Origin of the sequence: Actinomadura macra NBRC 14102, from assembly GCF_001552215.1 — a bacterium.
GTDB classification, from domain to species: domain Bacteria; phylum Actinomycetota; class Actinomycetes; order Streptosporangiales; family Streptosporangiaceae; genus Spirillospora; species Spirillospora macra.
This window is the reverse complement of the sequence record NZ_BCQT01000015.1, coordinates 288,272-299,804: the sequence shown is the minus strand read 5'-3', so window position 1 is coordinate 299,804 and position 11,533 is coordinate 288,272. Positions and strand designations below refer to the sequence as shown.

10 protein-coding genes and 1 tRNA gene are annotated in these 11,533 nt (G+C 67.3%); 8 read left to right on the top strand and 3 right to left on the bottom strand.

The annotated features are described in order from the left end of the window. The 5 genes from AMA02S_RS25280 to AMA02S_RS45095 all read left to right on the top strand — a co-directional run. Positions 1 to 1,850: type IV secretory system conjugative DNA transfer family protein (locus AMA02S_RS25280; protein WP_218005113.1), on the top strand; the 1,850-nt coding region annotated here is incomplete at its 5' end. A gap of 124 nt (positions 1,851 to 1,974) precedes the next feature. After that, entirely contained in the window at positions 1,975 to 2,790 is an 816-nt protein-coding gene (locus tag AMA02S_RS25275) for a replication-relaxation family protein (protein ID WP_067461952.1), read from the top strand. Then, the gene (locus AMA02S_RS40650) at positions 2,787 to 3,824 is read left to right on the top strand and encodes a DNA-methyltransferase (protein WP_218005112.1); all 1,038 of its coding nucleotides are present in this window, start codon (positions 2,787 to 2,789) and stop codon (positions 3,822 to 3,824) included. Before AMA02S_RS25275 ends, AMA02S_RS40650 begins: the two co-directional genes overlap by 4 nt. A 99-nt stretch (positions 3,825 to 3,923) precedes the next feature. Continuing rightward, positions 3,924 to 4,223, top strand: coding sequence for a hypothetical protein (locus AMA02S_RS25265; RefSeq protein ID WP_067461945.1), 300 nt, complete (start codon positions 3,924 to 3,926; stop codon positions 4,221 to 4,223). A gap of 388 nt (positions 4,224 to 4,611) precedes the next feature. Next, entirely contained in the window at positions 4,612 to 6,360 is a 1,749-nt protein-coding gene (locus AMA02S_RS45095; protein WP_369688406.1) for a recombinase family protein, read from the top strand. Here the strand turns inward: AMA02S_RS45095 and AMA02S_RS25245 are convergent. Beyond that, positions 6,317 to 6,393, bottom strand: a tRNA-Ile gene (locus tag AMA02S_RS25245). The genes AMA02S_RS45095 and AMA02S_RS25245 overlap by 44 nt on opposite strands. Before the next feature lie 188 nt (positions 6,394 to 6,581). Between AMA02S_RS25245 and AMA02S_RS25240 the strand changes: the two genes are divergently transcribed. The 3 genes from AMA02S_RS25240 (at position 6,582) to AMA02S_RS25230 (ending at position 9,593) form a co-directional block, all read left to right on the top strand. Beyond that, a complete protein-coding gene (locus tag AMA02S_RS25240; RefSeq protein ID WP_067461933.1) occupies positions 6,582 to 7,265 on the top strand; it encodes an LppX_LprAFG lipoprotein in 684 nt (227 codons plus the stop codon). Continuing rightward, a complete protein-coding gene (locus AMA02S_RS25235; RefSeq protein WP_067461931.1) occupies positions 7,262 to 8,785 on the top strand; it encodes an MFS transporter in 1,524 nt (507 codons plus the stop codon). Before AMA02S_RS25240 ends, AMA02S_RS25235 begins: the two co-directional genes overlap by 4 nt. 199 nt (positions 8,786 to 8,984) lie before the next feature. Continuing rightward, complete coding sequence (locus AMA02S_RS25230; RefSeq protein ID WP_157430824.1) at positions 8,985 to 9,593, top strand: Rv1733c family protein; 609 nt, start codon at positions 8,985 to 8,987, stop codon at positions 9,591 to 9,593. 27 nt (positions 9,594 to 9,620) lie between these two features. On the opposite strand, the gene AMA02S_RS25225 is transcribed toward AMA02S_RS25230, so the two are convergent. Both AMA02S_RS25225 and AMA02S_RS25220 read right to left on the bottom strand, forming a co-directional pair. Next, positions 9,621 to 10,040, bottom strand: a complete 420-nt coding sequence (locus AMA02S_RS25225) for a MarR family winged helix-turn-helix transcriptional regulator (protein WP_067461928.1) — start codon at positions 10,038 to 10,040, stop codon at positions 9,621 to 9,623. Next, positions 10,037 to 11,497, bottom strand: a complete 1,461-nt coding sequence (locus AMA02S_RS25220) for an MFS transporter (protein WP_067461925.1) — start codon at positions 11,495 to 11,497, stop codon at positions 10,037 to 10,039. The genes AMA02S_RS25225 and AMA02S_RS25220 overlap by 4 nt, the downstream gene beginning before the upstream one ends. Between the last annotated feature and the right edge of the window lie 36 nt (positions 11,498 to 11,533).

Genomic DNA, 11,533 nt, shown 5'->3' with positions numbered 1-11,533 from the left:
CTGACACGGCTGAGGCGGTCAGCGCCTGTGTCCTGGCGGCGCTCAAGCTCCGGCCCGACGAACTCGCTTGTATGCAATGGGTCGTCGGCCCCAGCCACCCCAGGGCCAAGCGCCCAGCCGACTTCACCCTGTCGGAGGCGTTGGGCTTGAGGCCGACCACCTCACCAGACAACCACGACCAACGGGCCTGGCGGGATAAGGCGGCGGAGCCACTGTTCGGGGTGCGTTGCCGGGGCGGGGCCAAGGCCGCCACGCCAGAGCGGGCGGGGGCGATCATCCGGGGTATCGTCGGTGCGCTGCGGATGGCTGAGAGCCCCCGCTGTTACCTGAGAGCCAGTCGAGCCACAGATGGACGGGCGCGCAGTCTGGCGAGCGTGCATCGGGTTGGCAGTACGTGGTCGTCCATCGTGAACGCGGCCGAGCTCGGCGAGTTGCTCGGGTGGCCGCTGGGAACGGTGCCTGTCCCAGGGCGTGGTCTCATGCTGCCGCCCGCGCCGCGCCGTCTGCTGGTGCCGTCCGGCGACACTCAACTACCGAAGCAGCGCGTACTCGGCCGAAGCCTGCATCCGGCCGACGGCGGCCAGCTCGTAGAGATGCCTGTAAAAAGTGGTAATTTCAATTACCACATTTTCGGGCCAACAGGTTCGGGCAAGTCGAACCATCTCGCACAGCTCATTGTGGCGGACGCTGCCGCAGGTCACACGGTGCTCTGCATCGAACCGCGGGGCGACCTGGTGGCGGATGTCCCGGCGCGGCTGCCAAAGCACCGCCACGGCGACGTGGTGGTTATCGACCCGAGCGAACGCGATCAGGTTGGGTGGAATCCGTTGGCTGGCCCTGCGCTTGAGGCCGAGCGGCGAGCCGACGAGATCGTAAGCCTTATGCGCGCAATATTCGGTTCGGCAATAGGCCCACGCTCCAGTGACGTGCTGCTGCACGCCTTGCTTACTGTCGCCCGAATGCCTGACGGCACGCTGGCCGATGTTGTGCCGCTCCTCACCAACCCGAACTTTCGGCGCCGGGCGCTTGCCAAGGTCAGCGACCCGCTGACGCTCGGCCCCTGGTGGGCGTGGTACGAGTCGCTCAGCGAGCCAGAACGACAACAGGTCATCGCACCAGTGACGAACAAGCTTCGGGCCTTCCTCAGCCGCCAACCCATCCGCCGGATGCTTGGCAACCCGCGTCCGGCGTTCTCGCTGGACGAGGCCTTTGCCAGCCGCCCGGCGGTCATTCTCGTCAATCTCAACCGGGGCGTGATCGGGGCCGAAGCGTCGCGGCTCTTGGGGTCGCTCCTCCTCCAAGCTGCCTGGAACGCCATGCAGCGACGGGCGCTGCTACCACACGCCAAGCGCTCTCCGGTGAGCTGGATAGTAGATGAGTTTCAGGACTACCAAGGGGCGCTGGACTTCGGCGAGGTCCTGGCCCAGATGCGCGGCCTGGGCGGGTCGCTGACCGTCGCCCACCAAAACCTTGCCCAGATCAGCCCGACCTTGCGGGCGGCCGTCAGCGCCAACGCCCGCTCACGGCTGGCCTTCCGGCCGTCCCAGGACGATGCCAAGCCCTTGGCCGCCATCTTCGGCCGGCCCGTCATCCCTGAAGATCTCTTGAGCCTCGGGGCGTACCAGGCCGTCGCCCGCCTGTACGTGGACGGCGAACTGACGTCACCCTTCGCCGTCCAGACTCTGCCGCTCGGGCTGGCCACCACAGACGCGGCCACCCTTCGCAAGGCCAGCCGTGACCGCTATGCGACTGACGGCGCGGCGTTAGACGAACAACTCCGCAAACGCTGGCATGGCGAAGACCATCCGCCGGATTCGCCGATCGGTACCCGCCGCCGGAGGTCGTCATGATGCCGACCTGTTCTCGGCGCACCCCTGCCGGTCGGCCTGCCCATGGCGTGGAGCTGGCATATGCCCTGACTACGCCGAACGGCCGCCAACTCGCAGTGACGGTCTGCCCGTCAGGAAGTTCTGTATGACTGACCGACCCTCCGGCGCGCGGGCCGCCCGGCTGCGCTGCCGACTCAGTGACCGAGATCTTGCCGTACTGCGTGACCTGTATCGACTTCGGCTCCTGAAGACATCCCAGATCGAGCGGCTGCACTTTGCGGAAAATTCGCCGCACACCAGCGCCCGCCGTGCCCGCGCCTGTGTGCAGCGCCTGAGCGAGTTGGGCCTGGTGGCGCGGATGGCGCGCAGCATCGGGGGTGTGCGGGCTGGAAGTAGCGGCCAGGTCATCGGCCTGAGTGGCCTGGGCTGCGCCGTCCTCGACGTTGACGGCATCTACGGTGCCCGCCGGCGCACGGTGTGGACGACCAAGCCAGCCTTTCAAGATCACGTGCTGACCGTGGCCGAATTGTTCGCCCAACTGGTGGAGCGCACCCGCGACGGAGTTGCCGACCTGCTCAGCTTCGACGGCGAACCGGCCGCCTGGCGGTGGTTCACCGGACCGCACGGCGCGCCCGCCATCCTCAAGCCGGATGCCTATACGCGGCTCGGCATCGGTGACATCGAGCGCAGCGCCTTTATCGAGATGGACATGGGCACCGAGCGTGCGCCGACGTTGACGCGCAAACTCCAGGCGTTCGTGGACTACTGGCGCAGCGGCATCGAGCAACAGGCAACCGGCGTCTTCCCGCTGGTCCTGTGGCTGGTGCCAGACGATACCCGCAAGAAAAAACTAACGGAGGTGATAACCCAAATGACACACGAATCTCACAAACTATTTCTCGTCGCCCTGCACGGGGACGGTGCCGCCCTCCTGGCGGCACCGACCGGAGAGGAGGCGTGACCACCCAGCGCGGACTACCGCGCAACGAAATCCTGATCGGCGACGCCGTAACCCGTCTCTCGGAACTGCCAAGCGCCAGCGTGGACTGCGTGATTACCAGCCCGCCATACTTCGCCCTCCGCGACTATGGCCACGCTGGCCAACTCGGCCTTGAGACCGACGTGGACGGCTGGGTACAAAGTGTGCTCAGGGTGACCTCGGAAGTTCGCCGCGTCCTCAAGCCAACCGGTGCATTCTGGCTAAACCTCGGTGACAGCTACGCCCACCACCTGCGGGAAGGTGCCCCCAAAAAGAGCCTGCTCATGGGGCCGGAACGCATAGCGCTCAGCATGACGCGCGGCGGCTGGCTGCTCCGCAACAAGGTGATCTGGGCCAAGACCAACCCCATGCCGAGCAACGTGACAGACCGACTGTCGGCAACGCACGAGTTCGTGTACTTCTTCACGAAGTCGCCAACATATTTCTTCGACCTAAATGCCATACGGGTGCCGCACAGCAGCGGCCATACGCACGGTCACAGTCCCAAGAAGTCACGGGTGTACCCGCCAGCTGGCGCCCTGCCGACGAGAACCGACCGCCCACCAAACCTGAACACCGGCCTTGCCGCCATGAGCGATAGCGGTGTCGTTGGCCATCCGCTCGGCAAAAATCCAGGCGACGTGTGGCAGATGGGTACGGCTAGCTTCCACGGCGACCACTTCGCGGTGTTTCCGCCTCGACTCATCGAGCGGCCGCTACTCGCCACCTGTCCGGAGCGGGTGTGCACGGCCTGCGGACTGCCCTGGCTCCCCTCGCAGAAACGACTTAGCGGCCGGCTTCTGGCGATCGGGCCACTCCAAGCTGCCTGTGCCTGCGGGGCAGGCTGGCAACTCGGGCTGGTGCTCGACCCGTTCTTTGGCGCAGGTACCACGGCACTTGTCGCCGAGAAGCACCAGCGGGATTGGTTGGGCGTCGAGCTGAACCCAGAGTACGCCGCACTTGCCAGCACGCGGCTGGCTGACTGGCGGGCGACGCAGGAAGGGGCGACGCCGTGAGCGTTGCTCCGGCCTCGCCGGTGTGCTGCGGCTGTTCCCAAGTCATTTCTCACACCACGAGGGATGGACAGTCGCATTTGCACCGAGGAGGTTTCCGCTATGGCGGAACCGAAGAACAGCGGCGGCGTCAAGACACTGGGGGTCAAGCTGACCAACAGCTTGCACAACCAGTTCTCGCTGGTCGCCCAGCTCGACGACCTCAGCTTGGCCGACGCCGTGATTAAGGCGGTCGAACTGTACGTCGAAACCAAGCAAGCCGCACCCGATTTCCAGAAGCGAGCGGCTGAGGCGCTGGCGGAGATCGAGCGCGAAGCGGCGGCCAGGCACGGCGCGATTCAGGCGCTGCTGGGGCACGACGATGCTGGCGAGGGCAGCAGCGGGACGCGCAAGAAGGCGTAGGTCGTAGCGGCCAAACGCCGTAGATCTCGGTCGGCCTCGGGCAGCCTAAGGGCTGCCCGAGGTCACTCACTCAACTAGTAAGCAGGAGGACACATGAAGGTATGAATCAGGTATGGCGTATACGGATACGAGGCATGCAACGCAAGGACATAGATGTGGGGATGCTCGTCCAAGCAGTCCTTCAATATGCCCGCGAGTTGGAGGCAGAACGAGCAGCCGCCCAGGCACCCACGCATGAAGAGGATGCCGATCAGGAGGCAATACACATCCCTAATTCAGAGGAATATTCTTAGCTCGTATCTGCCGCAAATAACGCAACATTAATTGTTGCAAAATCTCCTACATTCCCGAAAGGAATGTGAAATAATCAATACCCGAACGAAAGGAAATGAAAATGACACAAAAGAAGCTGACGCAGGCGGTAGCCGAACACACGGGACTTGCAAAATGCTCCGTTCGCTATCTGCGCGTGAGTTCGCAGCGTCAGATGGATACCGACGCTGACGTGGTGCAGGATGGCAACTCCATCGACGCGCAGCGCAAAGCGGCCGTCGCCAAGGAGCGGGCCCTGGGGCTGGACAATATTCGAGAGTTTGTCGAGCCTGGCAACTCGGCGCAGACCATCGAGAAGCGGCCGGTTTTCCGAGAGATGCTCGCCTACTTGGCGGAGCACCCGGAAGTGCAGTACGTCATCGTCTACATGATGTCCCGCGCCTTCCGCAACCTACGGGACCAGCTCAACACCAAAGCCCAGCTCACGGGCATGGGTGTCACGCTCCTCTCTACCAAAGAAGACTTTGCAGAGGGGTACCTCGGTGACTCCATGCAGGCCGTCATCGGCCTTATCAACGAAATGGAAGCCAGGCGAAACGGCGAAGACATCAAAGTGAAGATGGCGAACAAGGCCCGCAATGGCGGAACGCTTGGTCCCGCCCCTGTCGGATACCTCAATATTCGTAAGCGTATCGACGGCAGGGAAATTCGCACAGTAGATTTCGACCCAGAACGTTCCCCGCTCATGCGGCAGGCCTTCGACTGGTTCGCCACCGGGCGCTACACCGTTGAGGACATCGAAGAGAAGCTGGAAGATGCCGGGCTTCGCCTGGCAGCCACTGCCAAGTGGCCAGCCCGTCCCATCTCCAAAAACGGGCTCATTTACGCCTTTCGCAACCGCTACTACCGGGGTGAAATTCTCTACGATGGAATCTGGTACCCCGGTCGCCACGAGCCGCTTGTAGGCCAGGACACTTTTGACAGGGTGCAGCGCGTACTAGATGCCCACGCTGGAGAAGGCACTCGCACCCGCAAGCACCACCACTACCTCAAAGGAGCGATCTTCTGCGGGCGCTGCCAGCGGCGGTACATCATCCAACGAGCCGTCGGCAACGGCGGTGAGTATTTTTACTGGCTGTGTCGGGGTCGCCAGGACGGCCAGTGCGACCAGCCGTACATCCCCATCGAAGCAGTCGAGGAAGCGGTAGAACAGCACTACGCTCGTGTCACCTGGCTCTCTCCCGAAGCGCTGGTAGTCGTCCGTGAAGCCGTCGCTGCTGCGGTAGCAACTGACTCCAGTCTCCCACCGGACACTCGTGAACGCCTGGAACGCCGTTTGTTGGCCATAGACAAGAAAGAGGACTACTACCTGGACCTGGCAGCCGAAGAAGGCTGGCCCAAGGCCAAGCTCCGGAGCAAGATCGACAACCTTCGTGACGAGCGTCAGCAGATTCGGCGCACCCTTGCCCACGCTGACCGCAAGCTCGCCACCGGTGAAGCATTCATCCAGTGCGGCCTCACCCTGCTGGAGCGTCCCCACGAGATCTACGCCGAGTCCAGCGAATCCGTCCGTACCATCCTCAACAAGGCGTTCTTCTCCAAACTCTATGTCGATGGCCGCAAGGTCACCGGCCACGAGTTCAACGAACCTTTTGACGCGTTGTTCGAGCTGTACGAGATTGAACGCCAAGGCCGCACCACCACAGCCCCCACAATCAACAAGGCCGACATCCTGGAGGATGTCGGCCTTGTTGATCATGAAACCTTGGTCGATCTGCTACAACCTGTCTCTTCGGACGGCGGTTGGAGTAGGGCGGCCGTGGTGGGGCGGGCGGGACTCGAACCCGCGACCCGAAGATTATGAGTCTCCTGCTCTGACCAGCTGAGCTACCGCCCCGAGGCCCTCCCCGGGGGCTACCGTCGGCGGCCGGGGGCGTGCCGTGTGTCATCTTAGCGGCGGGCCGTTCACAGGGGCCACTGTGAAAGGGGAACCGCTTCGGCTAGAGGAAATCACCCTGGAGGACGAGACGGATCAGACTTCCTGCCGAGTGACGGGTGAGATGACTCGTCGGTAGGGTCCGGCGTATGTCACGACGCATCCTCACCCTCGCCCAGGTGCTGCTCGCGCTGGTGGTGGTCACCGCCTGCGACGGGGGCGGGGCCGACAAGCCGGCCAAGGCCGACTTCGACGCGGCGGGGACGCTGCGTCGGGCATCCGCGGCGATGGCGACCGTGAAGAGCGTCGGGCTCACGATGGAGTCGGAGGGCAAGCCGCCGATCTCCGTGCGGGGCGGCGACATGAAACTGCTGCGCAACGGAGACGCGCAGGGGACGTTGACGATGGAGCAGTCCGGGATGGACGTGGAGATGAAGGTCGTCGCGTCCGGGAGCAGCGTGTACCTCGACGCGGGGACGGGCGGCTGGCAGAAGGTGCCGCGGGCGCTGGCGGCGTTGAAGTACGACCCGTCGGCGGTGCTGGACCCGGAGCGGGGCATCGCGAAGCTGCTCGGCTCGCTTCAGGCACCGAAGCCGGAGGCCGTCGAGAAAGTGGCCGGCGCCGAGGCGTACCGGGTGGCGGCGAAGCTGCCGAAGGACCGCGTCGCGGGCTTGATCCCGGGAGTCACCACCGACGTCGACGGCAAGGTGTGGGTGCGCAAGTCGGACGGCAGGCTCGTGAAGGTGCGCGGAACGTTTCCCGGCGGTAAGGACACGGTGCTGATCACGTTCACCGAGTTCGACGTCCCCTACAAGATCAGCGCCCCGCGGTGAGCGGGCGGCGCCGCGTCGCGATCGGGGCCGGCGGGGCGGTGGTGCTGCTCGCGGCGCTGGACGCCTATGTCGTGACGACGATCCTGGTGCCGGTGATCAAGGATCTGGGCATCCCGGTCAACCGGCTGGAGCGGCTGACACCGATCCTGAGCGGCTTCTTGCTGGGCTACGTGGCGGCGATGCCGCTGCTCGGGCAGTTGTCCGACCGGTTCGGGCGCCGTCCGGTGCTCCAGGCGTGCCTGTTCTTCTTCGGCGTGGGGTCGGTCGTCACGGCGCTGGCGCACGTTGTCCCCGTCCTGACGGCGGGACGTGTCGTGCAGGGGATCGCGGGCGGCGCGCTGCTGCCGGTGACGATGGCGCTGGCCGGGGACCTATGGGAGGAGCGGCAGCGTCCCGTGGTGCTGGGCGCGGTGGGGGCGGCGCAGGAGTTGGGCAGCGTCCTCGGCCCGCTGTACGGGGCGGGCATCGCCGCTGCGCTGGACTGGCGGGCGATCTTCTGGCTCAACGTCCCGCTGGTCGCTGCGGCGATGGCCGCGGTCCAGTACGCGGTCCCGGGCGGACGCGGGCAGGGCCCCCGGCCGGGCGTGGACCTGATCGGTGGGCTGCTGCTGGCGCTCGGCCTGAGCCTCCTCGTCGTGGGCGTGTACAACCCGGAACCGGCGGAGTCCGCGCTGCCGCCGTGGGGCCCGCCGCTGGTGGGCGCGGGCGCGCTGGCGTTGATCATGTTCGTGGTCTGGGAGGTCCGGGCGCGGACGCGGCTGCTGGACCTGGCCGGTGTCCGGCGTGGACCGCTGCTGGCGACCCTGGGAGTGAGCCTGCTGTCGGGAGCGGCGCTGATGGTAACGCTGGTCGACGTGGTGCTGGTGGCGAAGACGCTCTTGGGCAAGGACTCGCTCGACGGCGCGCTGGTCCTGACCCGGTTCCTCGTGGCTCTGCCGGTCGCGGCCGTGGCCGGCGGCCTGGTCGCGCGGCGGGTCGGGGAGCGGTGGCCGATGGCGGCGGGGATGGCGATCGCGGCGGTGGGATACCTGCTGATCGCCGGGTGGCCGGCCGACCTGGCAGGCGCGTCCTACGGGCCGCTGCCGCGGATGGACGTCGATCTGGTGGTGACGGGCCTCGGGCTCGGCCTGGTGATCGCGCCGGTGTCGTCGGCGGTGCTGGGATTCGTCCCGGCCGCGCGGCACGGCGTCGCCTCGGCGTCGGTGGTGGTGGCGCGGATGATGGGGATGCTGCTGGGGATTTCGGCCCTCTCGGCGTGGGGTTTTCACCGGTTCCACATGCTGACGGCGGATCTGCGGCCACCGCTGCCGTTCGGGATCTCCGACGCGGAGTTCGGACGGCGGCTCAAGGTCTACGACGCCGCCGTCCGGGAGGCGTTGCGCACCGAGTATCAGGAGATCTTCTGGATCACCGCGGCGATGTGCCTGGTCGGCGCGGTGCTCGCGATGGCCGTGGGAGCGCGGCGGGACGGCGCCGAACCGCCCGCGGCGTCGGAGGAGAGCCTGGTGTCGGCCGGCTGAGCATGGGCGTCTGTGGCCCTGAACGGTGGGTAGGCCCACGTGGCGGCCGTTTTCGGTCATGTCCTCGCTATACCGGGCCTGATCGGGGAAAGGTTTTGGCCAGGGACTATGTGCCGATCAACGAACTCGGGAATATCCTGGAAAAAGTAGGCTAATGAAGCCTCTTACCGGGAGGGCACTCCCCGGGGAGGTGAAACGGATGCGCAGGTTCGGCATCGGCCGTGAGGGCACGGTGTTCACACGGCTGCGGCGCCGGCTCGGGTTCGAGCGCAGTGAACTGCGCCGGCGAGTCGACCGGGTGCAGCGTATTGTCGCGCTCGGTCTCCTTGTGCTGCTGCTCGGCGCGGCCCCGCCGCTGGCCGCCTGGGCGGGGGCCTGGTCCTACGACGCGGGCGTGCGGGCCGAGCAGGCCGAGCGGACGAGCCGCCACCAGGTCGTGGCCACCGTGACCTCGACCGGCGGTATCGGCTCGTCCGGTGACCGCTACATCCACGAGACCATCCAGGCCACGTGGCCCGGCGCGGACGGCAAGTCCCGCACCGGGACGCTTCCGAGCTGGAAGAACGCCAAGGCCGGTGCGCAGCGGACGATCTGGGTCAACGGCAAGGCCGAGCCGACCGTCCGGCCGCGGCCGCACAGCCGCACCGTGACCGATGCCACCTACGCGGCCGCCGCGACCGTCCTCGGCCTGTCGATGCCGCTGCTGCTGGCGTACGCGCTGGTCCGGCGGCGCTGCGACCGGTACCGCGACGAGCTGTGGGAGGCCGAGTGGGCCCGGATGGACGCCGACGCCAACCCTCGGTCCTGACCTGACCGCCGGCCGCCGCCATGGCGGTCAGCCTTCGGCGACGAGGCGGGCGGCGATCCTGTCGAGGGCCGCGATGTCCTCGGGCGAGAGCGCGTACAGGGCGGGCGGCGGGGTACCGAGGATGCGCTCGGCCTTCGCCGCCGCTGCCCGTCCGGCCGGGGTGACGGTCACGATCTTCGAGCGGCGGTCGGTGCGGCTCGGGGTGCGTTCGACGAGCCCCCGCTCGACCAGGTCGTCCACGACGAGCGTGGTGTACGGGCGGTCGGTGACGAGGTCCTCGGCCAGGTCGCGCAGCGTCATCGGCCCGGCCACCAGCCGCCGCAGCGCCTTGATCCGGACGAAGCTCATCCCGAGCGACTCGGTGGCCTCCTGCCGCCGGTCGCCGCGCTCGTGCAGCAGGATGCGCAGGTTCTGCCAGGCTCGGGCAGCGAGGTCGTGCTCGGTCATCGGGTGCTCGCTCCGCTCACGGGGTGCCGCTCGGGCTCGGTCTCGAACAGGGCGGACACGCGCGCGGCGCTGCGGGCGGCGCGGCGTCCGGTGGTGAGGGTGCCGAGCACGAGCACGGCGGCGGCGCACCCGGCGAGGACCCAGTATGCCGGGCGTGCGGCGGCGACGAACCGGGACACCTCGCCCTGGCCGGATCCCGTCCCGGCCGCGAGGACGGCGCCCATCACCGCGACGCCGAGTGCCTGCCCGACCTGGCGGCTGGTGGACGCCACGGCCGCCGCGACCCCCGCCTGGCTGCGCGGCATCCCGGACACGGCGGTGTTGGTGATCGGCGCGTTCACCATCCCGAACCCGATCCCGAACAGCACGTAGGCGAAGAACAGCGTCGCGGTGCCCGTCTCGGCGTCGAACAGCGCGAACATCAGCCCGCTGGCGAGCATCGCGGCGCCGGCGATCTGGAGCGACGGCCGGGGACCGCGCGCTCCGACGAGCCGTCCCGACAGCGGGCCGAAGACGGCGGTCATGGCCGCCATGGGCAGCAGGACCAGGCCCGCGTGCAGCGCCGACAGCCCTCGCACGTTCTGCAGGTAGAGGGAGTTGACGAACAGGAACCCGCCGAGCGCCGCAAAGGAGCTGACGGCGATGACGGTCGCGCCGGAGAACGGGACGCTGCGGAAGAACCGCAGGTCGATCAGTGGTTCGTCGGCCCGCCGCGCGTGGGCCACGAAAGCGACGAGTGCGGCGGCGGCGACCAGGACGCCGCCGGCCACGGCCGGCGCGGTCCAGCCGAGCTCGGGTACCTCGATGATGGCGAAGGTCAGCGTGGCGAGCGTCACGATCACCAGGCCCTGCCCCAGCGGGTCGGGGCGGCGCGGCCGCGACGCGCGGGACTCGGGCACGAACAGGGCCGTCAGGACCAGCGCCGCCGCTCCGATGGGCAGGTTGAGCCAGAAGATCGCCCGCCATCCCACGGAGTCGACGAGGAGGCCGCCGACCAGCGGGCCCATCGCCATGCTCAGACCGACCACCCCGCCCCAGACCCCGATGGCACGGGCACGCTCGCGCGGTTCGGTGAACACGTTCGTGATGATCGACATCGCGACCGGGTTGAGCATCGACCCGCCGATGGCCTGGACGACCCGCGCGGCGACCAGCCATCCCAGCGACGGCGCGAGGCTGCACAATACCGACCCGGTGACGAACAGCGTGAGGCCGGTCTGGAACACGCGGCGGCGCCCGATCCGGTCGGCGGTGGACCCGGCGAGGATCAGCAGCGAGGCCAGCACGATCAGATAGGCGTCGATCGTCCACTGCAGGCCGGACAGCGAGGCGTGGAAGTCGCGCTGCAGGGAGGGCAGCGCGACGTTGAGGATCGTGTTGTCGAGGCTGACGATCAGCAGGCTCAGGCAACAGATGCCCAGCACCAGCAGCCGCCGCCGGGGCGACAATTCAGGCAAAGGTCCCTCCAATGATTACAAGCCTACAACCATTGG

What these genes read in the sequence shown, in the direction of transcription:
- AMA02S_RS25275 (WP_067461952.1), top strand. Translation starts at nt 1,975, where the DNA reads ATGACTGACCGACCCTCCGGCGCGCGGGCCGCCCGGCTGCGCTGCCGA.
- AMA02S_RS25230 (WP_157430824.1), top strand. Translation starts at nt 8,985, where the DNA reads ATGCGCAGGTTCGGCATCGGCCGTGAGGGCACGGTGTTCACACGGCTG.
- AMA02S_RS45095 (WP_369688406.1), top strand. Translation starts at nt 4,612, where the DNA reads ATGAAAATGACACAAAAGAAGCTGACGCAGGCGGTAGCCGAACACACG.
- AMA02S_RS25265 (WP_067461945.1), top strand. Translation starts at nt 3,924, where the DNA reads ATGGCGGAACCGAAGAACAGCGGCGGCGTCAAGACACTGGGGGTCAAG.
- AMA02S_RS25240 (WP_067461933.1), top strand. Translation starts at nt 6,582, where the DNA reads ATGTCACGACGCATCCTCACCCTCGCCCAGGTGCTGCTCGCGCTGGTG.
- AMA02S_RS25225 (WP_067461928.1), bottom strand. Translation starts at nt 10,040, where the DNA reads ATGACCGAGCACGACCTCGCTGCCCGAGCCTGGCAGAACCTGCGCATC.